A 23485-nucleotide genomic window follows, 5' to 3' on the forward strand; every position below is an offset into this window, starting at 1 on the left:
TGTAGTTGTTCAGGGCGCACCCCCAAGGTGCGTACCTGGCACGACACTTGGGGGTCCTGCCATGGCATTCCGTCATCTCAACGAGCTCCCGCTGGGCGACAAGGTCTTCCGGATCGAACTCGCCAGCGACGACGACCGCGAGGTCACCCTCACCCTGACCGGCTGGCGTGAGGGGGCGGCCGCGTCGCCGCTCGCCTCCGGCAAGCTCCGCCTGCCGGTCGAGGACGTCGCCTCGCTGCGGATCGCGCTCAACCGCGCGCTCCGGGCGCTGGCGATCGTCGCCGATGTCTCCGAGCCCATCCCCGACCGCGACGTGCTGCGCGAGCTGTACCCCGGCCACGGCGCCCCCTGGGTGCCGCAGCACGAGGAGGAACTGGTCCGGCGGTTCCACGACGGCGAGACCGTCGCCCGGATCGCCGCCCGCTTCGGCCGTACGCCCGACTCCGTCCGTACCAAGCTGCGCGAGCTCGGGCACGACCCGCGCCGCCCCGAGTTCTGCCCGCCCGACGGCTGCCTCTCGTGGTCCCGCTACGCCTCGCCGGCGCTGCTCGGCGCGGCGGTCCCGGCCCAGGCCCCGGCGGCGGACGCGAGCTGACCCCGGGTCGCAGCCCCGCCGCTCCGTGCGGCGGGGCTGCGACCCGCCCGCCTCCGGGCGCCCGGAGGCGGGCGGGCGGCCGGCGCTCCGATGCCCCTCGCGCCTCGGGGCCTCCTCGCTTCTCCCCTTCCGGCACCGGCGCGCCCCTTCGAGCCGGGTCGGGACGCGGCCGTATAGCGTGGTCGGGCAGCGACGAAAGGACCTCCCACCACCATGACCCGCGTCATCGCCGGGGCGGCCGGCGGCCGCCGGCTGGCCGTACCGCCCGGCCGGGGCACCCGCCCGACCTCCGACAAGGCCCGTGAGGCGATGTTCTCCACCCTGGAGGCGCTCCGCGGCACCCTGCACGGGGCCCGGATGCTGGACCTCTTCGGCGGATCGGGCGCGGTCGGCCTGGAGGCGCTGTCGCGCGGCGCCGAGCACGTCCTGCTGGTCGAGGCGGACGGACAGGCGGCCCGGGTGATCCGGGAGAACGTGCGGACGGTCGGCCTCACCGGCGCGGTGGTGCAGGCGGCCCGTGCCGAGAAGGTGATCGCCGGCCCGGCCCCGGAGGCCCCGTACGACCTGGTCTTCCTCGACCCGCCGTACGTCGTCACGGACGACGAGGTGCGCGAGATGCTGATCACACTCGTCGCCGGGGGCTGGCTCGCGGACGAAGCACTCGTCACCGTGGAGCGCAGCACCCGAGGCGGCGCGTTCGGCTGGCCCGAAGGCTTCGAGGAGTTGCGGTCCCGCCGCTACGGCGAGGGCACGCTCTGGTACGGTCGCGCCGCCGCCGAGGCCCGCCAGAACCCGTAGGGGGCCGAGGAGGCCCGCCGGACCGTCACCCCACGAGGGAGCATCCACGCCATGCGCCGCGCCGTCTGCCCCGGATCGTTCGACCCGATCACCAACGGTCATCTCGACATCATCGAGCGGGCCTCGAAGCTGTACGACGTGGTGCATGTCGCGGTCGCGATCAACCGGAACAAACAGGGCATGTTCACCATCGACGAGCGGATCGCCCTGATCGAGGAGACGACCGCCAAGTACGGGAACATCGTGGTCGAGTCGCACCTCGGCCTGCTGGTGGACTTCTGCCGGGAGCGCGACATCCCGGCGATCGTCAAGGGCCTGCGCGCCGTCAGCGACTTCGACTACGAGCTGCAGATGGCCCAGATGAACCACGGGCTGACCGGCGTCGAGACGCTCTTCCTGCCGACCTCTCCGACGTACAGCTTCCTGTCGTCCACGCTGGTCAAGGAGGTCGCCTCGTACGGGGGCGACGTCTCGCACCTGCTGCCGGAGACGGTGCACCGCAGGCTGGTCGAGCGGATCGCGGAGCGTAAGGCGCAGCAGTAGCCGGCGCGGACCGGACGCGTCCGTTTCTGCCGGTTCGTCACGACTTGTCCCGGGTGTGGCCGGGCGGGCCGGTCCGGGCGTTGTGACCTCGCCCCGCAGTGGCCGTACAGTCTGTACTCCCTGCCCTGCGGTGAGGTCCACCGCGCCGGGCCTGCCTCCGCCGGACCGTCGGCGGCACACGGAAAGACGAAGCCCCGTGGACGTGCAGAACAAGGTCGACGAGATCGTCGCGGCCGTCGAGAACGCCCGCTCGATGCCGATGTCGGCCTCCTGCGTGGTGAACCGGGCCGAGCTGGTCGGCCTGCTCCAGGACCTCAGGTCGGCGTTGCCCGCCGAGCTGGCCCACGCCCAGTCGGTGATGGCCGACCACGAGCAGGTGGTGGCCGACGCCGAGGCCGAGGCCGAGCGGATCATCCAGGGCGCGCACGCCGAGCGCGGCTCGCTGATCTCCGACACCGAGGTGGTCCGCCGGGCGCAGGCCGAGGCCGACCGCATCCTCGCGGAGGCGCGCGCCGAGGTCGAGACCAAGCGCGCCGAGGCCGACGACTACGTGGACAGCAAGCTCGCCAACTTCGAGGTCGTGCTCACCAAGACACTCGGCGCGGTCGGCCGCGGCCGGACCAAGCTGCGCGGTGACTCCAGTGTCTTCGAGACGGAGTACGACGGCGAGAGCGACGGCGAGGAGTTCCGGCCGCAGCCGCGGATCACCCCGAGCCCCGAGGTCGACGAGTACGTCGATGTGAAGCTCGCCACTCTGGAGAACGTGCTCAGCGCGACCCTGGAGGCCGTCGGCAAGGGCCGCGACAAGCTGCTCGGCAAGGCCCCGATCGACGAGCTGGGCGCCTACCTGGCCGCCGCGGACCAGGCCCAGCAGGCCAAGGACCGCGCCGAGGCCGTCGCGGCGGGCTTCGCCACCGCCGTCGACGCCGACGGCGAGGAGGTGCCGTGGTACCGCGAGGAGGTGCCGCAGCAGCAGTCCTGGCCCGAGCAGACCCCGGCCGCGGCCGACTGGCAGTCCCCCGGCACGGACCAGTACGCGGCGGTCGCGCAGCAGCCCGGCGGGCAGTACGCCGAGGTGTACGGCGGCGGCTACGACCCGGCCGGCCAGGCCGACCCGTACGGAGCCCAGTACGGCTACGGGCAGCAGCAACCGCCCCAGCAGCCGCCGCAGGGCTACCCGGCCGGGCAGGAACAGGGCGGCTACGGCTACCCGCAGCAGGGGTACGCGGCGCAGCAGTACGACGCCTGGGGGAACCCCCAGCCGGAGGCCGGGGGAGGCTACCCGCAGCAGCCGGCCAACCCGCCGGTCCTGCCGCAGCAGCAGGCCGGTCTGGACGAGACCAGCTTCTTCGACACCAGCATGATCGACATGACTCGCCTGCGGGAGCTCGGCGGCCGGTGAGGAGCAGTTCCTCACCCGCCTCCGGGCGCGGGCGGACCCGGTGCCGACGATCGTCGGCACCGCGCCCGCCGGCGCCCGCCTCCTCGTTCCTCCCGCACGACACCGGTGCACCCTTCGGCTCGTGAGGGGGTGGGCAGGTCGGGCCGGAAGGACCGAAGTTGGGCCTGGCGGGAGACTCCGGTAGTCTGACCACTCCGGCCTCTCCGTGTCGGGCCGTCGGTCTGCCCGCGCATCGTCCGGTGAGCAGCGCCGCGCATCAGTTTTCTCAGGAAGTCAGGACACCTTGAACCGCCTCGACCACCGCGACCCCCTCGTGTTCGACACGCACGAGCTCGGTCGTCGCCCGGGCTCGCTGCGCAAGGTGTCCCGCACCCTGGAGGCCCCCGAGGGCCTCGGGATCATCGATGTGATCGGCGTCCCGGAGAAGAGCGAGATCCGGCTGGAGCTCCGCCTGGAGTCGGTGGTCGAGGGCGTGCTGGTGACCGGCACCGCCGAGGCCCACGTCGAGGGCGAGTGCGTGCGGTGCCTGGAGCCCGTCGACGACGACATCGACGTCGACTTCCAGGAGCTGTACTACTACCCGGAGTCCGACGAGCGTCACCGCGCCCGGACCGCCGGGGCCGAGGACCTCGACGAGGACTCGGAAGAAGAGACTTACCGTCTGGAGGGCGACTTCTTCGACCTCCAGCCGGTGCTGCGTGACGCGGTGGTGCTCGCACTGCCGCTGCAGCCGGTGTGCCAGGAAGACTGCCTGGGCCTGTGCTCCGAGTGCGGAGCGCGCCTGAGCGACGACCCGGCGCACCACCACGACGCCGTCGACCCCCGGTGGGCGGCTCTGCAGGGACTCTCCGCCGCCCCCGGCGACGAGGGTGACGGAATCACGAACAGCGACACCCGTGAGGGTGCCGCCGAGAACCAGGAGAAGTAGCCGTGGCTGTTCCGAAGCGGAAGATGTCGCGCAGCAACACGCGCCACCGCCGTTCCAACTGGAAGGCCGTCGTTCCGGCCCTCGTGGCGTGCGACCGCTGCCACGAGCCGAAGCTCGGCCACATCGCGTGCCCGAGCTGCGGCACGTACAACCGTCGCCAGGTCCTCTCGGTCTGATCGGCAGGGTGTACGGATCGATGTCGGACGGTAACTCCTCCCGCAAGGCGGCCACTGCCCCGAAGGCTTCTTCGGGCGGCGGAAAGGCCGGCGGGCCGGCTTCGACCGAATACGACGTCCTGGAAGGGCGCCTCGGGTACACACTCGAGCGCGCCCTTCTGGTGCGTGCCCTGACCCACCGCTCGTACGCGTACGAGAACGGCGGGCTGCCCACCAACGAGCGCCTGGAGTTCCTCGGCGACTCGGTGCTGGGCCTGGTGGTGACCGACACCCTCTACCGCGTCCACCCGGACGTCCCGGAGGGCACGCTCGCCAAGCTGCGCGCCGCGGTGGTCAACTCGCGCGCGCTCGCCGACGTCGGCCGGGGCCTTGAGCTCGGCACGTTCATCCGCCTTGGCAAGGGCGAGGAGGGTACCGGCGGCCGCGACAAGTCGTCGATCCTCGCCGACACCGTCGAGGCCGTGATCGGCGCCGTCTACCTGGACCAGGGTCTGGACGCGGCCACCGAGTTCGTCCACCGGCTGTTCGACCCGCTGATCGAGGAGTCCTCGCAGCTGGGCGCCGGCCTGGACTGGAAGACCAGCCTCCAGGAACTCACCGCCTCGGTGGGCATCGGAGTGCCGGAGTACGTGGTCGAGGAGTCCGGCCCGGACCACGAGAAGACCTTCACCGCCGCGGCCCGGGTGGCCGGCGAGGACTTCGGCAGCGGCGTCGGCCGCTCGAAGAAGGAAGCCGAGCAGAAGGCCGCCGAGAGCGCCTGGCGGGCGATCAAGGAGAAGTACGCCGACCGGCTCCCCAGCGGGGCCTGATCCGGTGCTGCCCGCCGCGGACACCGCGGCGGGCCCTCCCGTGAGCGCAGTAACCTTCCTCCTGCAGATCCCCGTCGCAGGAGGCTTGTTCCCGTGCCCGAACTCCCCGAGGTAGAGGTCGTCCGCCGAGGCCTGGCCAACTGGGTCGCCGGGCGGACGGTCGCCGGTGTCGAGGTGCTGCACCCGCGGGCGGTACGCCGCCAGCCCGCCGGCGCGGCCGACTTCACCGCCCGGCTCACCGGCACCACGCTCGGCACCGCGCAGCGCCGCGGCAAGTACCTCTGGGTCCCGCTCACCGGCCCCGGCGCGACGCCGGAGGCCGGGGGAGGGTTCTCGTTGATCGGCCACCTCGGGATGAGCGGCCAACTCCTCGTCCAGGACCCGGCGGTGCCCGGCGAGACCCACCTGCGCGTCCGTCTGCGGTTCACCGACGGCGGGCGCGAACTGCGCTTCGTCGACCAGCGGACCTTCGGCGGGCTGGCCGTCGAGGAGGCCGAGGACGGCGACCCCGAGGGCACCCCCGTCTCCCTCGCGCACATCGCCCGCGACCCGCTCGACCCGCGCTTCGACGACGGCGCCTTCGTGGCCGCGCTGCGCGCCAAGCGCACCACGGTCAAGCGGGCGCTGCTCGACCAGACCCTGATCAGCGGGGTCGGCAACATCTACGCGGACGAGGCGCTCTGGCGCTCCAGGCTGCACTACGACCGCCCGACCGCCGCGCTCACCCGCCCGCAGGCCGCCGTCCTGCTGGCCAACGCCCGGGACGTGATGACCGCGGCCCTCGCCGTCGGCGGCACCAGCTTCGACAGCCTCTACGTCAATGTGAACGGCGAGAGCGGCTACTTCTCCCGTGACCTCGACGCCTACGGCCGCGAGCACGAGCCCTGCCGCCGCTGCGGCACCGCGATCCGCCGGGCCCCCTGGATGAACCGCTCCAGCTACTTCTGCCCCCGCTGCCAGCGCGTCCCGCGCGCCCGCAGCGGGGGCTGATCCCGCCCTACCGCTTGGAGAGTTCGGGTTCCGCGGCGCTGCAGTCGGGGGCGGCGCCGTGGGTGTCCTGGCCGAAGTAGGCGACACCGACCGCCGAGACGACGGCGAGCAGGAAGCCGGCGACGCCCAGCCAGGCGAGACCGTCCTTGGAGGAGTCGCCGAGCCAGATGACGCCGACCGCGCCGGGCAGCACCGTCTCACCGACCACGAGGGCGGCGGTCGCGCCGTTCACCGAGCCGATCTGCAGCGCGACGGTGTGCACGTACATCCCGCCGAGGCCGCCGACCAGGATCGCGTACAGGGCCGGGTCGGAGAGCAGCTTGCCGAGCTCGAACGGGTCGACGCCGTTGAGGATGCGCACGCCGACGCCGAGCGCGCCGAAACCGAGGCCGGAGAGCAGACCGGCGACGATCGCGCCGTTGGCGCCCATCCGCCGCACCAGCAGGCTGCCGCCCACCAGCAGCACGGTGGTGATCAGCAGCAGCCACCAGTGGAAGGACACCGCCGCGTGGTGGCCGCCCTCAGGACCGGCCGATACGGCCAGCAGCACCAGCGCCGAGCAGAGGACGCCGATCGACGCCCACTCCAGCTGCTTCAGCCGGATTCCGAGCAGCTTGATGCTCAGCACCGCGGTGATCACCAGGTTGGCGCTGATGATGGTCTGCGAGAGGAACAGCGGCAGCAGCCGTGCGGCCAGCGCGCCGAGCCCGAAGCCGATGAAGTCGAGCACCGTGCCGAGGATGAACTCCCAGGTGACGGCGGCTTTCGCGGTGGAGGCGAGGCTGGGCCCGCCGTGTGCGGTGGTGCCGGCCGAGGCGCCCCCGGCGGCGGCCTCCTCCCGGGCGGAGCGCCGTGATCCGACGGCCTGAAGGACCGAACCGGTGCCGTAGCAGGCGGAGGCCGCCACGGCGGTGACGAGGCCGATGAACACCCAGTGCTCCGATCGAGAGAAGTGGTCGAGGGACGAGAGAAGTGGTCAAGAGAAGGTCAAGGGACCGAGGTACGGCCACCACTATGCCCGGTCGCGGGACAGCGTCGGAGCGCTCCGCCACCGGGCTGCGCCTGCCGGAACGTACGTCCGGGCCGGTGGCCGGGTTCCCGCCGCCGGCACGGTTCGGGGGCGGCCGGGGAAACATCATCCCCGAGGAGGGGAGCGCCCCCGGCGGACGGTGGGGGTACGTCCGCCGGCCCGTACGCGAAGGGTATGCCCTGCCCGGACGCCGGTGGGGGTAGCGTCGGTGACATGAGAACCCTTGCTCGACGACGTTCCCGGGGCGGCGGGCCCCTGGCCCTGGTGGCGGCGCTGCTCGGGCTGCTGCTCCTGCTGGCGCCGGCGGCGTCCGCGGCCGGCGGGCTGGACGAAGCCACCGCGACGCTCAAGCAGGGCCGGGTGTACGTCGACCCGGCGATGACGGGCCGGTTCAGCCAGAGCCAGGCCGACGCCCTGACCGAGAAGATCCGCAAGGCGGACAAGCCGGTCTTCATCGCGGTCGTCCCGGCCGCCGACCCGTACGGCGCCCAGACCGTCTTCAACGACCTGCGCACCAAGGTGGGCATCACCGGTACCTACGGCGTCTGGCGCGGCGACCAGTTCCAGGCCCGCTCGGACCGGGAGGCGCTGCCCACCGCGAGCGCCGAACGGATCGCGGGCGCGGCCTTCCGCTCGCACCCCGGCGACATCGACGCCACCCTGAACGACTTCGTCGACACCGCCGCGCCGCAGGTGAAGGGCCACGGCGTGAACAGCTCCGGCGGGGGCCTGTCGACCGCCGCGATCGTCGTCCCGCTGGCCCTGCTGGCACTGGCCGGCACCGGCGTCTTCCTGCTCTTCCGTCGGGCGAAGAAGCGCAAGGAGGAGCAGCGGCAGGCTGAACTGGCGCAGTTGCGCCGGGTGGTGGACGAGGACATCACGGCCTTCGGCGAGGAGCTCGACCGGCTCGACTTCAACCCGGGCGCCGCCGACGCCGACGACGTCCAGCGCGCCGACTACACGCACGCCCTCGACTCCTACGAGCGGGCCAAGCGCAGCATGGACGAGGCCAAGGGCCCGGAGGACGTCAAGCCGGTCACCGAGGCGCTGGAGGACGGCCGCTTCGCGCTGGCCACGCTGGCCGCCCGCCGGGAGAAGCTGCCGCTGCCGGAGCGCCGGCCGCCGTGCTTCTTCGACCCGCGCCACGGCCCGTCCGTGCAGGACGCCGACTGGGCCCCGGCCGGCGGCGCCGCGCGCACCGTCCCGGTCTGCCGGGCGGACGCCGACCGGCTGGCCACCGGCCAGGATCCGGACATCCGGACCGTCCCGACCGAGCACGGCCCCCAGCCGTACTGGAACGCCGGCCCGGCCTACGGGCCCTGGGCGGGCGGCTACTTCGGCGGCTACGGCGGCGGCCTGCTGCCGGGCCTGCTGGTGGGCACCATGCTCGGCTCGATGATGAGCACCCCGGCCTACGGCGCCCCGGTCGACGGCGGCTCCGACTACGACGGCGGCGACTACTCGGGTGCCGACTACAACTCCGGTGACTTCGGCGGCGGCTTCGACAGCGGCGGCGACTTCGGCGGCGGGGGCGGGGGCGACTTCGGCGGAGGGTTCTGACGCCGGCGCGGCATCCCGCACCGGACGGGTCCCCGACCCGGTGATGCCCCGCCCCGTTGACGCTCCCGACCCGTAGACGCTGCGGACCCGTTGACGCTCCCGAGCCGTCGACGCTCCCGACTCGCTGACGCTGCCGACCCCGCCCGACGCGGTCGAACGGCACCACGGCCCCGCCACCCACCGGCGGGGCCGCAGTGCTGTCCGGGGCCGTCCGGGGGAGCGGGGGCTGATGGGTTTGAGAACGCAACCCTGTGTGGCAGGCTGGCTCTGTGACCTCCCACACGCCTTCGGCCCCGCCCTCCCTGCCCGGCCGGCCCTGCTCGATCGCCGCCACGCTGCACGTGGTCGGCGAGAAGTGGGCGCTGCTCGCCGTCCGCGAGCTGTTCTACGGCAACCACCGCTTCGACCGGATCGCCCGCAACACCGGCGCGCCGCGCGACCGGCTCACCGCACGGCTGCGCGCGCTGGAGGAGGCGGGCGTCGTCGAGCGCCGCGCCTACAGCGAGCGGCCGCCGCGGTACGAGTACCACCTCACCGAGGCCGGCCGTGACCTCGCGCCCCTCACCCAGGCGCTGCTCGGCTGGGGCGACCGCTGGCTGCTGCCCGAGCCGCCGGTCAGCTTCGGGCACACGCCCCAGGGGCACGAGCCGCACCCGTACGACCCGGCCTGGGTCTGCCGCACCTGCGGGGAGGAGGGGCGGCGCGGGGACCTCCAGGTGGAGATCCACAGCCCGGGCTGGACGATGGAGGGCCCCGCTGCGCCGTGACGCGTGGTGATCCCGCTCCGGATAGGGTCGGGGGCATGCACGGTCGTGACGCGCACAGCGATGAACCGGTCCGGGTGACCGCCTGGGTGCGGGGCAAGGTCCAGCAGGTCGGCTTCCGCTGGTGGACCAGGGCGCGCGCGTTGGAGATCGGCCTGACCGGCTACGCGAGCAACCTCGGCGACGGCCGGGTCCAGGTGGTGGCCGAGGGTCTCGCCGCCGACTGCGAGGAGCTGCTCGCCCTGCTGCGCGGCCCCGACACGCCCGGCGGGGTATCCGGTGTGACCGAGATCTGGACGGCCGTCGGCGCCGGCTACGAGAGCTTCGAGATCCGCTGAACCGGGTGGCGGGGCGGGTGGTGGGCCCGGCCGCGCGGGGCGTACGCGAAACGATCGGCAACTGTCGGTGTCATACGGTTGCCATCGGGGCAGACTCGTGGTTGACTCCGCATCGAACGATGATCCACGAGCACCTGGTGGAGACCGGCCCGAGACCGCCTGGCGTGACCACACCGCCATGCAGGTGACAGGGGCGCGGTAGCGTGGGGTGATCGTGTTGACCCTTTCCGTCTTTGGTGAGACGCTTGAAGCCCGCGCACACGACCGCGTTTATCCGGTAGGCGTATACCCCGTGGGCCCAGCTCACGGTGGTTGTGCCGTGGTGCCCAGCCAGCACTGCCGGTGGCGCGCCGCGCGTGCGTCCCCCTTCCCCCTAGACCTGTACCGTTCCGGTTCGGTCACTCAGCGTGGAGGACCATTCATCATGGCAAAGGCGCTTCTCGGGTACGTCGGCGGCCCCGACCCGCGAATGCTCTCCGAGATGCGACGGCTTCAGCAGCGCGTCCAGGACCTGGAGTCCGAGCTCCTTCGGATGCAGGCTGAGAACGACGCTCTCACCGCTGTCGCTGACGAGCACTCGCTGCTCAACAGCATCGATCTGGATCAGCGGGAGCCGGCTCTCACCTGAGTCCCGCCCGGTCCTCGCAGATCGACGCCGCTGTGCACTGAGCCGCCCCGAAAGGGACGCAGCTTGCAAGGGACGCCCTGAGTGGCGTCCCTTCGTCGTGTCCGGAGGCGTCGTCGTGTCCGGAGGCGTATCCGCCGGTCACCGCCGGATACAGTCGCAAGCCGGGGCCCTGGCGAGCGATGAGGAGACCGGCGCGTGCACCTGAAGAGTCTGACGCTGCGCGGGTTCAAGTCCTTCGCCTCCGCCACCACCCTACGGTTCGAGCCCGGCATCACCTGCGTGGTGGGCCCCAACGGCTCCGGCAAGTCCAACGTCGTCGACGCGCTCTCCTGGGTGATGGGGGAGCAGGGCGCCAAGTCGCTGCGCGGCGGCAAGATGGAGGACGTCATCTTCGCCGGGACCAGCGGGCGCGCCCCGCTCGGCCGCGCCGAGGTCAGCCTCACCATCGACAACTCCGACGGCGCGCTGCCGATCGAGTACGCCGAGGTGACCATCACCCGGACGATGTTCCGCAACGGCGGCAGCGAGTACGCGCTCAACGGCGACACCTGCCGGCTCCTCGACATCCAGGAACTGCTCTCCGACTCCGGCATCGGCCGCGAGATGCACGTCATCGTCGGCCAGGGGCAGCTCGACTCCGTCCTGCACGCCGACCCGATGGGCCGCCGCGCCTTCATCGAGGAGGCCGCCGGCGTCCTCAAGCACCGCAAGCGCAAGGAGAAGGCGCTGCGGAAGCTCGACTCGATGCAGGTCAACCTCAACCGCGTCCAGGACCTGGTGGCCGAACTCCGCCGCCAGCTCGGCCCGCTCGGCCGGCAGGCGAAGATCGCCCGCCGCGCCGCGGGCATCCAGGCCGACCTGCGGGACGCCCGGCTCCGCCTGCTCGCCGACGACCTGCTCACCCTGCGCCGGGCCGTCGAGGCCGAGGTCGCCGACGAGCTGGCGCTCAAACTGCGCCGCTCCACCGTCGAGCAGGAGCTGGCCCGCGCGCTGCAGCGCGAGGCCGTCCTGGAGGCGCAGGTCCAACAGCTCGGCCCCAGCCTGGAGACGGCCCGGCAGACCTGGTACCGGCTCTCCGCCCTGGCCGAACGCACCCGCGGCACCGTCGGACTGGCCGAGGCCCGGGCCCGGCACGCGGCCGCCGGCGGGCAGGCCGAGGAACGGCGCGGGCGGGACCCCGAGGAGCTGGAACGGGAGGCCGAGCGGGTCCGGGAGGAGGAGGCCGCGCTGGCCGAGGCACTGGAGGAGGCCCAGTACGCCCTGGCCGAGGCGGTCGAGACCAGGGGCGGGCTGGAACGCGCGCTCGCCGCGGAGGAGCGGCGGCTGAAGGACGCCGCCCGGGCCATCGCCGACCGCCGGGAGGGCCTGGCCCGGCTCCAGGGACAGGCTGCGGCGGCCCGCTCCAAGGCCGCCGCCGCGCAGGCCGAGATCGGCCGGCTCACCGAGGCCCGGGACGAGGCGCTGCTGCGCGCCGAGGCCGCCCGGCAGGAGTACGAGGAGCTGCGCGCGGAGGTCGAGGGCCTGGCCGGGGACGACGAACGCGCCGACGCCGAACACGAGGCCGCGCGCGAGCGGCTCGCCGCCGTCGAACGCGAGCTGGCCGCCGCCCGCGACGCCGCCGGCGCCGCCGAGCGCGAGCGGGCCGGGCTGACGGCGCGGCACGAGGCGCTGGCGCTCGGGCTGCGCCGCAAGGACGGCAGCGGCGCGCTGCTGGCGGCCGGCGACCGGCTGGCCGGGCTGATCGGTCCGGCGGCCGCACTGCTGAGGATCGCCCCCGGCCACGAGGCCGCCGTCGCGGCGGCGTTCGGCGCGGCGGCGGACGCGGTGGCGGTCGACTCGCCGGCGACCGCCGCCGAGGCGCTGCGGCTGCTACGCAAGGAGGACGCCGGCCGGGCCGCGCTGCTGATCGCCGGCGCCCCCGAACCTGCCCGCGTCGCGGGGGAGTTGCCGGCCGGCGCCCGCTGGGCCGCCGAACTGGTCGACGGGCCCGCCGAGTTGCTGCCGGCCGTGCGGGCCCTGCTGGCCGGCGTCGTGGTGGTCGGCACACTCGACGAGGCGGTGGCGCTGGTCGCTGCGGACCGGGGCCTGGCCGCCGTCACCGCCGAGGGAGACCGGCTCGGCGCGGCCTTCGCGCACGGCGGCTCGGGCGGCGCGCCCAGCCTGATGGAGACCCAGGCCGCGGTGGACGAGACCGCCCGGGCGATCGAGCGGCAGGCCGTCCGCTGTGCCGAGTCGGCCGGACGCCTGGCCGAACTCACCGGGCTGCGCCGGGAGTCGGCCGCCGGCCTGGAGCAACTGGCCGCCCACCGGCGGCAGGCCGCGAAGGAGCGGGCCGAGGTGGCCGGCGCGCTCGGCCGGCTCGGCGGGCAGTCCCGGGCCGCGGCCGGCGAGGCCGACCGGCTCTCCACTGCCGCCGGCCGGGCCGAGGAGGGGCTCGCCCAGCTGCTCGCCACCGCCGAGGAGCTGGCCGAACGGCTCGCCGCGGCCGAGGAGTCGGCGGACGCGGGGGAGGACGAGCCGGACGCCGCCGAGCAGCAACGGCTGGCCCAGGCCGCCACCGCAGCCCGGCAGACCGAGCTGGAGGCGCGGCTCGCCGTGCGCACCCACGAGGAACGGGTGCGCGCCCTGAACGGCCGCGCCGACCAGCTGGACCGGGCCGCCCGCGCCGAGCGCGAGGCGCGCGCCCGGGCCGCCGAGCGCCGCCGGCGCGCCGAGCACGATGCCACGGTGGCGAACGCCGTCGCGGCGGGCGCCCGGCAGCTGCTGGCCTGCCTGGAGGTGTCGCTGGCCCGCGCGGACGCCGGGCGGGCCGCCGTCGAGCAGGCGCGCGCCGACCGTGAGGCGGAGCTCAGGGAGCACCGCGAGCACGGCCGCGAACTCAAGGCCGAGCTGGACAAGCTGGTCGACGCCGGGCACCGGGACGAGGTGCTGCGGGCCGAGAAGCGGCTGCGGATCGAGCAGTTGGAGGCCCGGGCGCTGGAGGAGTTCGGCATCGAGGGCGGCGAACTGCTCGCCGCGTACGGGCCGGACCAGCTCGTCCCGCCGCCCACCCCCGAGGACGGCGGGGAGCCCGGGGAGCCGCGCGCGTACGACCGGGCCGAGCAGGAGCGACGGCTGCGTGCCGCCGAGAAGGCGTACCAGCAGCTCGGCAAGGTGAACCCGCTGGCGCTGGAGGAGTTCGCGGCGCTGGAGGAGCGGCACAAGTTCCTCGGGGAGCAGCTGGACGACCTCAAGCGGAGCCGGCGCGACCTGCTCGACATCGTCAAGGACGTGGACGAGCGGGTCGAGCAGCTGTTCACCTCGGCGTACCACGACACCGCCGCCCAGTTCGAGGGCGTCTTCTCGCGGCTCTTCCCCGGCGGGGAGGGGCGGCTGGTGCTGACGGACCCGGACAACATGCTGACCACCGGCGTCGAGGTGGAGGCCCGCCCGCCGGGCAAGAAGGTCAAGCGGCTCTCGCTGCTCTCCGGCGGCGAGCGCTCGCTGACCGCGGTGGCGCTGCTGGTGGCGATCTTCAAGGCCCGGCCCAGCCCGTTCTACGTGATGGACGAGGTGGAGGCCGCGCTGGACGAGACCAACCTGCGCCGGCTGATCCGGATCATGGAGGAGCTGCGCGAGAGCTCCCAGCTGATCGTGATCACCCACCAGAAGCTGACCATGGAGTCGGCCGACGCCCTCTACGGCGTGACCATGAAGGGCGACGGCATCTCCCAGGTGATCAGCCAGCGCCTGCGGGTGGGGGCTCCCACCCGCCAGGCCGGGGGAGAGCACCGGGAGCGCGGAGCTCGCACGGTGCAGCCCCGGCAGCGCGAGGAGGCGACCGCCTCCGGGCCGATGGACTGATCCATCGGCCGACGCCGGGGCAGATGCCCGCGGACGACCCCCGATCACGGATACTGGGGTGGTTGTGACTCCTCCCCCTCGCGCGCGAGGGGGCTTCTCACTCAGCCGCTTGACGACCTCATGACGGCCAAGCCCTGACCGGTGCCGGACGGCACAGCGTCAGCGTAAGGGAGGCGGCGACGCTCCGTGCGTCGGTGGCCGAAGGATCACTCTGTCGTGGGATCCCGAGAAGGAGATTGATGTGGAATACGTGATCCTTGCCGTAGTCATCGCCGTGATCGCCATCGGCGCGATCGCCGGCCTCGTCGTTTCCGGCAGACGACGCCAGCAGCTGCCCCCGAAGTCGCAGGCGCCGGTCATCACGGCGCCCCCGACCCCGCAAGAGCCCCAGGTCGGTGAGGAGGCCGCGCCGCCGACCGAGGAGCCCCGACGCACCGTCGAGGAGGTCGAGCTCCCGCTTCCCGAAGCCGAGGCCGTCCCCGCGACGATCGAGGAGGTCGAGGAGGCTCCGGCCCTCGAAGTCCCCGAGCCCACGGCCGGCCGGCTGGTCCGGCTGCGCTCCCGGCTCTCCCGTTCGCAGAACTCGCTCGGCAAGGGCCTGCTCTCGCTGCTCTCCCGCGAGCACCTCGACGAGGACACCTGGGAGGAGATCGAGGAGACCCTGCTGACCGCCGACGTCGGCGTGGCCCCCACCCAGGAGCTGGTCGAGCGGCTGCGCACCCGGGTGAAGGTGCTCGGCACCCGCACCCCGGACGAGCTGCGCGGACTGCTCCGCGAGGAGCTGGTCGAGCTGATCGGCAAGGACGCCGACCGCACCGTGCACTCCACCAAGCACGAGGAGGGCCCGGCCGTCGTCCTGGTGGTCGGCGTCAACGGCGTCGGCAAGACCACCACCACCGGCAAGCTGGCCCGGGTCCTGGTCGCCGACGGCCGCAAGGTGGTGCTCGGCGCCGCCGACACCTTCCGTGCCGCCGCCGCCGACCAGCTGCAGACCTGGGGCGAGCGGGTGGGCGCGCGCACCGTGCGCGGCCCGGAGGGCGGCGACCCGGCCTCGATCGCGTTCGACGCGGTCAAGGAGGGCATCGCCGAGGGCGCCGACACCGTGCTGGTGGACACCGCCGGCCGGCTGCACACCAAGACCGGCCTGATGGACGAGCTGGGCAAGGTCAAGCGGGTCGTCGAGAAGCACGGCCCGGTGGACGAGGTGCTGCTGGTGCTGGACGCCACCACCGGCCAGAACGGGCTGATCCAGGCCCGGGTCTTCGCCGAGGTGGTCGACATCACCGGCATCGTGCTGACCAAGCTGGACGGCACCGCCAAGGGCGGCATCGTGGTCGCGGTCCAGCGGGACCTGGGCGTGCCGGTCAAGCTGATCGGTCTCGGCGAGGGCGCGGACGACCTGGCGCCGTTCGAGCCGGGTGCATTCGTGGACGCGCTGATCGGGGACTGATCCCCGGCCTGCCGGTGAAGGGTCCGCCTCGCGAGGGGCGGGCCCTTCGGCGTTCTCCGCCGGTGTCTACGAGGCGAGCCAGGCGGGCTCGGCGGTGCGCTCGCGGCCGCGGTGGCAGGCGTAGGCGAGGGTGCCGAGGAGCAGCCGGGCCTCGGGCGGGCAGCCGGCGTTGTCGCGGGTCGGCCGGCGCAGCCAGCGGACCGGGCCGAGGCCGCCGAGGACGGTGGGCGGGGCGGCGACGTAGCTGCCCTCGCCGTGGCAGGTGAGGTCGAGCGCGGCGTCGTCCCAGCCCATCCGGTAGAGCAGGTCGGGCAGCCGGCGGGCGGTGCCGGCGGCGACCAGGAACTGCAGCCGGCCGGTGGGCGCGGCCAGCACGGGGCCGATCTGGGTGCCCATCCGCTCCAGCCGGACCAGCGCCTGCAGGCCGGCCTGCTCGGGGACGTCCAGGACGTCGAAGGCGCGGCCGGTGGGGAACAGTACCGAGACGTCCGCACCGGAGCGGGCGGCCGGTTCGCCGCCGGGGGCGGGGTGCAGGCCGGGCGCCGCACAGCGGGGGGTGCCGCAGTGACAGCGGGCCGCGGCACCGTTCGGGCTGCCGACGGCGACCGCCCAGCCCCAGCGGCCGGTGTACTCCGCGGCCGCCTGGGACGCGGTGACCCGGGTGCGGCGGCGCGCGCCCAGCGGGGCCAACCGCAGGTGCCCCAGTCGAAGTTCGCCGAACAGGTTGTCCATGCCTCCCCCAACAGGTTCTCGTTGCCGATGGTTACGGGATGGTGACTTTGTGTTGATTGTCCGTTGCGTGGTGCGTTGTGCGGTGGCGGCGCGCAGCGCGTGGCGTGCGCCAGTTGCGGGGTTGCGCCTCGGGCGCCGCCTTGTGGCGGGCGGTGCCGATGTCGGATCGTCGTGTGCGCGGACGGCCGTCGATCGGGGCGGGCGGCAAACTCGCCTGTGGCCGCTGTGGATTGCCGCGCTGAGCAGGAGTGCCGGTGGGGACTTGGCGGCCCGCATATGCCGGACCGTCGGGACTACTCAGTGAAGCGTGTGCCGACTTGCTTCGGTTCACTCCTGGGGGTGGCGAAAGGTGGCGTTTCGCCAGGGCCGCTCCCACGGGTACCACGCGGGGCATTACGTTCAGCACACGGACACCGTCGGAGAGTCCGCTCCAGGCCCTTGGGGGACGGGAGTTGGGGAAGCTGACGGCTCGTCCGCCAGGATGGCACACCAGTACGACCAACGGTTCGACGAGCGGTTCGGCAGCACTCAGGTGCGGCACGTCTGGCAAGAGCCCGCAACCGTCGGGCGGTCACGATCGGGGGCCCCGAAGCAGGGGCCGGGCGGGATGGGGACGTTCCCATGGCAGAGAAGCAACCCAACGAGAAGCTGACCACGTGGTTCGCCCGCAGCGGTTGGTCCAAGGGCGAGTTGGCACGTCAGGTCAACCGCCGGGCCCGCCAGATCGGCGCCCACCACGTCTCCACCGACACCTCCCGGGTGCGCCGCTGGCTCGACGGCGAGCAGCCCCGCGAGCCGATCCCCAAGATCATGTCGGAGCTTTTCTCCGAGCGCTTCGGCTCCGTGGTCTCCATCGAGGACCTCGGGCTGCGGGCCGCCATCCCCGTCTCCACCGTGGGCGGCGGCGTCGACCTGCCGTGGAGCGCGCCGCAGACCGTCCAGCTGATCAGCGACTACTCGCGCAGTGACCTGATGCTCAACCGGCGCGGCTTCCTGGGCACCTCCCTCGCCCTGACGGCCGGCGCCGCGCTCATCGAGCCGATGCAGCGCTGGCTCGCCCCCGGCCCGACCGGCATGCCCACCCCGATCCTCACCGCGGCCAACGGCGGCGAGCCCTTCACCGGCCGGCTCTCCGAGCCCGAGCTGGAACTGCTGGAGCAGACCACCGTCGTGTTCCGCCAGTGGGACGCCCAGAACGGCGGCGGGCTGCGCCGCAAGGCCGTCGTCGGCCAGCTCCACGAGGTCACCGACCTGCTCCAGGAGACGTACCCCGAGCAGACCACCCGGCGGCTCTTCCGGCTCACCGCCGAGCTGGCCCACCTGGCCGGCTGGATGTCGTACGACGTCGGCATGCACCCGAGCGCGCAGAAGTACTACGTGCTGGCGCTGCACGCCGCCAAGGAGGCCGGCGACCGCCCGTTCGGCGCGCTGATCCTCACGGACATGAGCCGCCAGATGATCCACCTCAACCGCGGCGAGGACGCCCTGGAGCTGATCCACCTGGCCCAGTACGGCAGCCGCGACACCGCCACCCCGCGCCAGCAGTCGCTGCTGTACGCGATGGAGGCACGCGCGTACGCCACGATCGGCGAGGTGAACCGCTGCGCCCGGGCGGTCCGGCTGGCCGAGGACACCTTCACCGACATCCGCGAGGGCGACGGCGACCCGGACTGGCTGAAGTTCTTCTCGCCGGCCGAGCTGAACGCCGAGAACGCGCACTCCTTCCGCGACCTCGCCTACCACTCCGACCGGGCCGAGCTGTACGCCTCGATGTCCGCCCCGGTGATGGAGCGCGCGGTCGACCTCTTCCGCCAGGACGGTGACCACGTCCGCTCGTACGCCTTCAACCTGATCGGCATGGCCAGCGTCCACCTGCTGCAGAAGGAGCCGGAGCAGGCCGTGGAGTACGCCGAGCAGGCGGTGGAGATCGCCGGCAAGGTCCGTTCGGAGCGGTTGAACTCGCGGGTGCGCAAGACCACGGAGGCCGCCTCCGTCCGGTTCAACGGCGTGGACGCGGTGAGCCGGCTCAAGGAGCGGGTGGTCCAGGACATCCCGGAGTACGTCTCGGTGGTCTGACCCGTCTGCCTGCCTGCCCGTCCGCCTGCCCGGTCGGGCCTGGGCCGGGCGCCCCCGAGGACCCCGCCGACCGTGACGGCCGCCGCCGCCACGGTCGGTGGCCGTTGCCGCACTCCTCGTGTCGCGCGGCGGCACGGTAACCCATTCGGCGGCGCGGCACGGCCGTGGTTCACGCAGGCGTAACCCCTGCGTCGCCGTCGTCACGGTCGCGAAACAACGGGCCGCATCGGCCGAAACCAGCCTTCGGCACTCTCCTTCTCATCGCCGACACCCCGGGTGGCACGGGACAGGTAACCCGGGTGTGGAGCGGCTTCCATTCATGAGGAGACGCCGATGCCGGACGGCTTCAGCGCGGGCGATACCGCCTTCGTGCTCATTTGTGCGGCCCTGGTCATGGTGATGACCCCGGGCCTGGCCTTCTTCTACGGAGGCATGGTCAGGGCCAAGAGCACACTCAACATGCTGGCGATGAGCTTCCTCTCGCTCGGCATCGTCAGCGTGCTCTGGGTCCTCTACGGGTACTCGCTCAGCTTCGGGCCCGACGCGGGCGCCGGCCTGATCGGCAACCTGGACTTCCTCGGGATGCGCGGGATCGGGCTGAACGACCTGGCCGGCACGATTCCGGTCACCGCGTTCTCCGCCTTCCAGCTGATGTTCGCGATCATCACCCCGGCGCTGATCAGCGGTGCGGTCGCGGACCGCGCCAAGTTCACCGCCTGGGGCCTGTTCATCGCCCTCTGGGTGACCGTCGTCTACTTCCCGGTCGCGCACTGGGTCTTCTTCTTCGACGGCGGCAACGGCGGCTGGCTCGGCGACCGCAACGGCGTGATCGACTTCGCCGGCGGCACCGCCGTGCACATCAACGCGGGCGTCGCGGGCCTGGCGCTCTGCCTGGTCCTGGGCAAGCGGGTCGGCTTCCGGAAGGACCCGATGCGCCCGCACAGCCTGCCGCTGGTCATGCTCGGCTCCGGGCTGCTCTGGTTCGGCTGGTTCGGCTTCAACGCGGGCTCGGCGCTGGCCGCCAACGGCGTCGCCGCGATGGCCCTGGTCAACACCCAGGTCGCCACGGGGGCCGCGCTGGTCGGCTGGCTGGTCTACGAGAAGCTGCGGCACGGCGCGTTCACCACGCTGGGCGCAGCCTCCGGCGCGGTGGCCGGCCTGGTCGCCATCACCCCGGCCTGCGGCTCGGTCAGCCCGCTCGGCGCGGTGGCGATCGGCCTGATCGCCGGTGCCGTCTGCGCTGCCGCGATCAGCCTCAAGTACCGCTTCGGGTTCGACGACTCGCTCGACGTGGTCGGCGTGCACGCGGTCGGCGGCGCGATCGGCTCGCTGCTGGTCGGGCTCTTCGCCACCGGCACCGTCGGCCAGACCGCCAAGGGCCTCTTCTACGGCGGCGGCCTGGAGCAGCTCGGCAAGCAGGCGATGGGCGTGGCCGTGGTCGGCGCGTACTCCTTCGTCCTCTCCTGGCTGCTGGCCAAGGCGATCGACAAGACGGTCGGCTTCCGGGTCGCCGAGGAGGTCGAGGTCGCCGGTATCGACCAGGCCGAGCACGCCGAGTCCGCGTACGACTTCAGCGCGCTGGGCTCCGGGCTCGCCCGGACCACCCCGGCCCCGGCCGCGGCCGTGGTCGCCGCCCCCGCCGGGTCCGCCGCCGCGAAGACCACCGACAAGAGCACCGAGAAGACCGAGGTCGACGCCTGATGAAGCTCATCACCGCGGTCATCAAGCCGCACCGCCTGGACGACGTGAAGGCCGCCCTGCAGGCCTTCGGGGTGCACGGTCTGACCGTGACCGAGGCCAGCGGCTACGGCCGTCAGCGCGGCCACACCGAGGTCTACCGGGGCGCGGAGTACACCGTGGACCTGGTGCCCAAGGTCAGAATCGAGGTCCTGGTCGAGGACGACGACGCCGAACAGCTGATCGACGTCCTGGTCAAGGCGGCCCGGACCGGCAAGATCGGGGACGGCAAGGTCTGGAGCGTCCCGGTCGAAACCGCCGTCCGGGTCCGGACCGGCGAGCGCGGCCCCGACGCCCTCTGAACCAGGCCCGGCCCGGGCAGGACCTAGCATTCAGCTCGTTCAGCTTGATCACGCAGGCGGACCTGCGACCGGCCCACGGTCGCAGGTCCGCTGACGGCGTATCGGCGCCGTTGGTTCAACCGCACGACGGACGGGGACTCCGCATGGCCACCGAAACCGACGACCCCTGCGACTACGGCGCCGCCCGCGCCCGGCTGCTGGGCGAACCAGGCCCCGCCGGCAGCGCCCGCCGCACCGCACTGGCCGCGCTCACCGACGACTGGCTGGCCGGTCTGCTCACGGCCGCCGGAGCCCCGCCCGGCGTCGCCCTGGTCGCCGTGGGCGGCTACGGGCGCGGTGAACTCTCCCCGCGCAGCGACCTCGACGTGCTGCTGCTGCACGACGGCCCGCTCGACCCGGCGCTGCCCGAACGGATCTGGTACCCGGTCTGGGACACCGGCACCGCCCTCGACCACTCGGTACGCACCCCCGCCGAGGCCCGCGCGGTCGCCGCCGCCGACCTCAAGGCGCAGCTCGGCCTGCTGGACGCCCGGCACGTCGCCGGCGACCCGGCGCTCACCGCCGGGCTGCGCTCCGCCGTCCTCGCCGACTGGCGCGCCGCCGCCCCCGCACGCCTGCCCGAGCTGCGCGACCTCGGCCGGGAGCGGGCCGAGCGGCACGGCGAGCTCTCGTTCCTGCTGGAACCGGACCTCAAGGAGGCCCGCGGCGGCCTGCGCGACATCGTCGCGCTCAACGCGATCGCCGCCACCTGGCTGGCCGACGCCCCGCGGGACGGCCTGGACGCCGCCGCGCTGCGGCTGGCGGACGTCCGGGACGCGCTGCACCTGGTCACCGGCCGGGCCACCGAGCGGCTCAGCCTCCAGGACCAGGACCAGGTCGCCGAGCGGCTCGGCGTGCTGGACGCCGACACCCTGCTGCGCCAGGTCTACGAGGCCGCCCGCACCGTCGCCTACGCGAGTGACGTCACCTGGCGGGCGGTGGACCGGGTGCTGGCCGCGCGCTCGGGCCGCGGCCGGCGAACCTCCCGGCTCTCCTTCCCGTTCACCGGCTCCGGGCGTGGCGCGGGGGCGGTGGCCCGGGGCGCCGTCGAGCGCCGTCCGCTCGCCGAGGGCGTGGTCGAGCAGGACGGCGAGGCGGTGCTCGCCCAGGGCGCCCGCCCGGCCGCCGACCCGGTGCTGCCGTTGCGCGCCGCGGCCGCCGCCGCGCAGAACGGCCTGACCATCTCCTACGCGACGGTGCGCCGGCTGGCCGCCGAGTGCCGTCCGCTGCCGGTGCCCTGGCCGGACGAGGCCCGCGAACAGCTGGTCACGCTCCTCGGCGCGGGCGAGGCCTGTCTGCCGGTCTGGGAGGCGCTGGAGGCGGAGGGGCTGATCACCCGGCTGCTGCCCGACTGGGAGCGGGTCCGCTGCCGTCCGCAGCGCAACGCGGTGCACCGCTGGACGGTGGACCGGCACCTGGTGGAGACGGCGGTGCGGGCCGCCGCGATGACCCGCCGGGTGGCCCGGCCGGACCTCCTGCTGGTCGCCGCGCTGCTGCACGACATCGGGAAGGGCTGGCCCGGCGACCACAGCGAGGCGGGCGAGGTGATCGTCCGCGACGTGGCGGTCCGGATGGGCTTCGACCGGGAGTCGGTCGAGACCCTGGCGATGCTGGTCCGCCACCACCTGACCCTGGTGGACACCGCTACCCGGCGGGACCCGGACGATCCGGCCACCGTGGAGGCGATCACCAAGGTGGTCGCCACCCTGCCGCAGCTGGAGCTGCTGCACGCGCTGACCGAGGCCGACGCGACGGCGACCGGCCCGGCCGCCTGGAGCCGCTGGCGGGCCTCGCTGGTGGACGGGCTGGCCGCCCGGGCCGCCGCCCAGCTGGCCGGCGCGTACCCCGCCCCGGGGGAGGCCGCGCCGACCGCCGAGCAGGAGCGGCTCGCGGTGGAGGCCGCCCGGACGGGCGGTCCGGCGCTCTCGCTGCTGGCCCAGGCCGAGGTGGCGGCCCAGGCGGAGTCGGGAGGCCGGGCGGAGACCGCGGGCCGGGCCGGGGTGACGGGCGGGCCGGGCGCGGGCGAGCCGGGCACCGAGCCGATGGGCGTCCGGCTGACCCTCGCCGTACCGGACCGGCCCGGGCTGCTCGGCACCGTCGCCGGGGTGCTGGCGCTGCACCGGCTGACCGTCCGCTCGGCCGGCCTGCGCGAGCTGGACCCGATCGGCGCCGGCCCGGTGCTGCTGCTCTCCTGGACGGTGGCCGCCGAGTTCGGCGAGCTGCCGGAGGCGGCTCGGCTCAGGGCCGACCTGCGCCGGGCGCTGGACGGTTCGCTGGACGTCTCGCGCCGGCTCGCCGAGCGCGACGCGGCCGCCCCGCGCCGGCGCGGCATCCCGACCCCGCCGCCGCTGGTCGCGGTGGCGCCCGCCGTGGTCTCGGCCACCGCGACCGTGCTGGAGGTGCGCGCCCACGACGCCCCCGGCCTGCTGCACCGGATCGGCCGGGCGCTGGACGGCGCCGGCGTCCGGGTCCGGACCGCGCACGTCTCCACGCTCGGCGCCGATGCCGTCGACTCCTTCTACCTCACCGACGACGCGGGGCGGCCGCTCACCGCCCAACGGGCCGGGGAGGTGGCGGCCGCCGTCCGGGCGGCGCTGGGCTGAAGCCCGCCCGGGGGAGGGCACGTCAGGCCCCCTCCGGGCATCCTCCGGGGCAGGTCGTCCCGGGGGTGGAGACCGTTCCCAGGGCGGCCGGATACCCTTGGGGGCGACGACCGTACTGATACCGATGCCGCAGAGGACCCGC

General features: G+C 73.8%; 20 protein-coding genes. 18 read left to right on the plus strand and 2 right to left on the minus strand.

Annotated elements, in window-relative coordinates:
• The first annotated feature begins 61 nt into the window (after positions 1–61).
• The 8 genes from ACZ3YO_RS35980 to mutM all read left to right on the plus strand — a co-directional run bounded on the left by ACZ3YO_RS35980 (position 62) and on the right by mutM (position 6241).
• Positions 62–595, plus strand: a complete 534-nt coding sequence (locus ACZ3YO_RS35980) for a hypothetical protein (protein WP_396325463.1) — start codon at positions 62–64, stop codon at positions 593–595.
• A 213-nt stretch (positions 596–808) separates the two neighbouring features.
• Positions 809–1393 (plus strand): 16S rRNA (guanine(966)-N(2))-methyltransferase RsmD, encoded by a 585-nt coding sequence (gene rsmD, locus ACZ3YO_RS35985; protein ID WP_465577962.1) that lies wholly within the window; start codon positions 809–811, stop codon positions 1391–1393.
• A 51-nt stretch (positions 1394–1444) separates the two neighbouring features.
• Positions 1445–1936, plus strand: a complete 492-nt coding sequence (gene coaD, locus ACZ3YO_RS35990) for a pantetheine-phosphate adenylyltransferase (protein WP_465552142.1) — start codon at positions 1445–1447, stop codon at positions 1934–1936.
• 196 nt (positions 1937–2132) lie between these two features.
• Complete coding sequence (locus ACZ3YO_RS35995; RefSeq protein ID WP_465577964.1) at positions 2133–3338, plus strand: ATP synthase F0 subunit B; 1206 nt, start codon at positions 2133–2135, stop codon at positions 3336–3338.
• Between the two features lie 283 nt (positions 3339–3621).
• Complete coding sequence (locus ACZ3YO_RS36000; protein WP_465577966.1) at positions 3622–4266, plus strand: YceD family protein; 645 nt, start codon at positions 3622–3624, stop codon at positions 4264–4266.
• A gap of 2 nt (positions 4267–4268) precedes the next feature.
• Complete coding sequence (gene rpmF / locus ACZ3YO_RS36005; RefSeq protein WP_030056747.1) at positions 4269–4442, plus strand: 50S ribosomal protein L32; 174 nt, start codon at positions 4269–4271, stop codon at positions 4440–4442.
• A 20-nt stretch (positions 4443–4462) separates the two neighbouring features.
• Entirely contained in the window at positions 4463–5251 is a 789-nt protein-coding gene (rnc, locus tag ACZ3YO_RS36010; RefSeq protein WP_396325470.1) for a ribonuclease III, read from the plus strand.
• Between the two features lie 93 nt (positions 5252–5344).
• Positions 5345–6241, plus strand: a complete 897-nt coding sequence (mutM, locus tag ACZ3YO_RS36015) for a bifunctional DNA-formamidopyrimidine glycosylase/DNA-(apurinic or apyrimidinic site) lyase (protein WP_465577969.1) — start codon at positions 5345–5347, stop codon at positions 6239–6241.
• Between the two features lie 7 nt (positions 6242–6248).
• On the opposite strand, the gene ACZ3YO_RS36020 is transcribed toward mutM, so the two are convergent.
• Positions 6249–7172 carry a DMT family protein gene (locus tag ACZ3YO_RS36020; RefSeq protein ID WP_465577971.1) on the minus strand — a complete coding sequence of 308 codons (924 nt, stop codon included), beginning with the start codon at positions 7170–7172 and terminating at the stop codon, positions 6249–6251.
• 312 nt (positions 7173–7484) lie between these two features.
• Here ACZ3YO_RS36020 and ACZ3YO_RS36025 point away from each other — a divergent pair, with 312 nt between their 5' ends.
• The 6 genes from ACZ3YO_RS36025 (at position 7485) to ftsY (ending at position 15854) form a co-directional block, all read left to right on the plus strand.
• Complete coding sequence (locus tag ACZ3YO_RS36025) at positions 7485–8831, plus strand: hypothetical protein (RefSeq protein ID WP_465577973.1); 1347 nt, start codon at positions 7485–7487, stop codon at positions 8829–8831.
• Positions 8832–9100: 269 nt separating this feature from the next.
• Entirely contained in the window at positions 9101–9598 is a 498-nt protein-coding gene (locus tag ACZ3YO_RS36030; protein ID WP_465552128.1) for a winged helix-turn-helix transcriptional regulator, read from the plus strand.
• Positions 9599–9633: 35 nt separating this feature from the next.
• A complete protein-coding gene (locus tag ACZ3YO_RS36035) occupies positions 9634–9933 on the plus strand; it encodes an acylphosphatase (RefSeq protein WP_396325475.1) in 300 nt (99 codons plus the stop codon).
• Positions 9934–10357: 424 nt separating this feature from the next.
• A complete protein-coding gene (locus ACZ3YO_RS36040; RefSeq protein WP_030243474.1) occupies positions 10358–10561 on the plus strand; it encodes a hypothetical protein in 204 nt (67 codons plus the stop codon).
• A 195-nt stretch (positions 10562–10756) separates the two neighbouring features.
• Positions 10757–14404: a chromosome segregation protein SMC gene (gene smc, locus ACZ3YO_RS36045; protein ID WP_465577976.1), complete on the plus strand. Its 3648-nt coding sequence runs from the start codon at positions 10757–10759 to the stop codon at positions 14402–14404.
• Between the two features lie 241 nt (positions 14405–14645).
• The gene (gene ftsY / locus ACZ3YO_RS36050; RefSeq protein ID WP_465577978.1) at positions 14646–15854 is read left to right on the plus strand and encodes a signal recognition particle-docking protein FtsY; all 1209 of its coding nucleotides are present in this window, start codon (positions 14646–14648) and stop codon (positions 15852–15854) included.
• A 66-nt stretch (positions 15855–15920) separates the two neighbouring features.
• Here ftsY and ACZ3YO_RS36055 read toward each other — a convergent pair whose 3' ends face one another.
• Complete coding sequence (locus ACZ3YO_RS36055) at positions 15921–16586, minus strand: bifunctional DNA primase/polymerase (protein WP_465577980.1); 666 nt, start codon at positions 16584–16586, stop codon at positions 15921–15923.
• Between the two features lie 621 nt (positions 16587–17207).
• Between ACZ3YO_RS36055 and nsdA the strand changes: the two genes are divergently transcribed.
• From nsdA to ACZ3YO_RS36075, 4 genes are all read left to right on the plus strand, one after another.
• Positions 17208–18662, plus strand: coding sequence for a transcriptional repressor NsdA (nsdA, locus tag ACZ3YO_RS36060; protein ID WP_465577982.1), 1455 nt, complete (start codon positions 17208–17210; stop codon positions 18660–18662).
• Positions 18663–18995: 333 nt separating this feature from the next.
• Positions 18996–20363 (plus strand): ammonium transporter, encoded by a 1368-nt coding sequence (locus ACZ3YO_RS36065; RefSeq protein ID WP_396325480.1) that lies wholly within the window; start codon positions 18996–18998, stop codon positions 20361–20363.
• Positions 20363–20701, plus strand: coding sequence for a P-II family nitrogen regulator (locus ACZ3YO_RS36070; protein ID WP_371479378.1), 339 nt, complete (start codon positions 20363–20365; stop codon positions 20699–20701). Before ACZ3YO_RS36065 ends, ACZ3YO_RS36070 begins: the two co-directional genes overlap by 1 nt.
• A gap of 143 nt (positions 20702–20844) precedes the next feature.
• Complete coding sequence (locus ACZ3YO_RS36075; protein WP_465577985.1) at positions 20845–23343, plus strand: [protein-PII] uridylyltransferase; 2499 nt, start codon at positions 20845–20847, stop codon at positions 23341–23343.
• The last annotated feature ends 142 nt before the right edge of the window (positions 23344–23485 follow it).

This window comes from Kitasatospora sp. NPDC022785, assembly GCF_055561295.1.

Excerpts from the sequence above, each read along its gene's own strand:
- ACZ3YO_RS35980 (WP_396325463.1), top strand. The coding sequence starts at position 62 with ATGGCATTCCGTCATCTCAACGAGCTCCCGCTGGGCGACAAGGTCTTC.
- rsmD (WP_465577962.1), top strand. The coding sequence starts at position 809 with ATGACCCGCGTCATCGCCGGGGCGGCCGGCGGCCGCCGGCTGGCCGTA.
- coaD (WP_465552142.1), top strand. The coding sequence starts at position 1,445 with ATGCGCCGCGCCGTCTGCCCCGGATCGTTCGACCCGATCACCAACGGT.
- rnc (WP_396325470.1), top strand. The coding sequence starts at position 4,463 with ATGTCGGACGGTAACTCCTCCCGCAAGGCGGCCACTGCCCCGAAGGCT.
- ACZ3YO_RS36025 (WP_465577973.1), top strand. The coding sequence starts at position 7,485 with ATGAGAACCCTTGCTCGACGACGTTCCCGGGGCGGCGGGCCCCTGGCC.
- ACZ3YO_RS36035 (WP_396325475.1), top strand. The coding sequence starts at position 9,634 with ATGCACGGTCGTGACGCGCACAGCGATGAACCGGTCCGGGTGACCGCC.
- ACZ3YO_RS36040 (WP_030243474.1), top strand. The coding sequence starts at position 10,358 with ATGGCAAAGGCGCTTCTCGGGTACGTCGGCGGCCCCGACCCGCGAATG.
- ACZ3YO_RS36055 (WP_465577980.1), bottom strand. The coding sequence starts at position 16,586 with ATGGACAACCTGTTCGGCGAACTTCGACTGGGGCACCTGCGGTTGGCC.
- nsdA (WP_465577982.1), top strand. The coding sequence starts at position 17,208 with ATGGCAGAGAAGCAACCCAACGAGAAGCTGACCACGTGGTTCGCCCGC.
- ACZ3YO_RS36065 (WP_396325480.1), top strand. The coding sequence starts at position 18,996 with ATGCCGGACGGCTTCAGCGCGGGCGATACCGCCTTCGTGCTCATTTGT.
- ACZ3YO_RS36070 (WP_371479378.1), top strand. The coding sequence starts at position 20,363 with ATGAAGCTCATCACCGCGGTCATCAAGCCGCACCGCCTGGACGACGTG.
- ACZ3YO_RS36075 (WP_465577985.1), top strand. The coding sequence starts at position 20,845 with ATGGCCACCGAAACCGACGACCCCTGCGACTACGGCGCCGCCCGCGCC.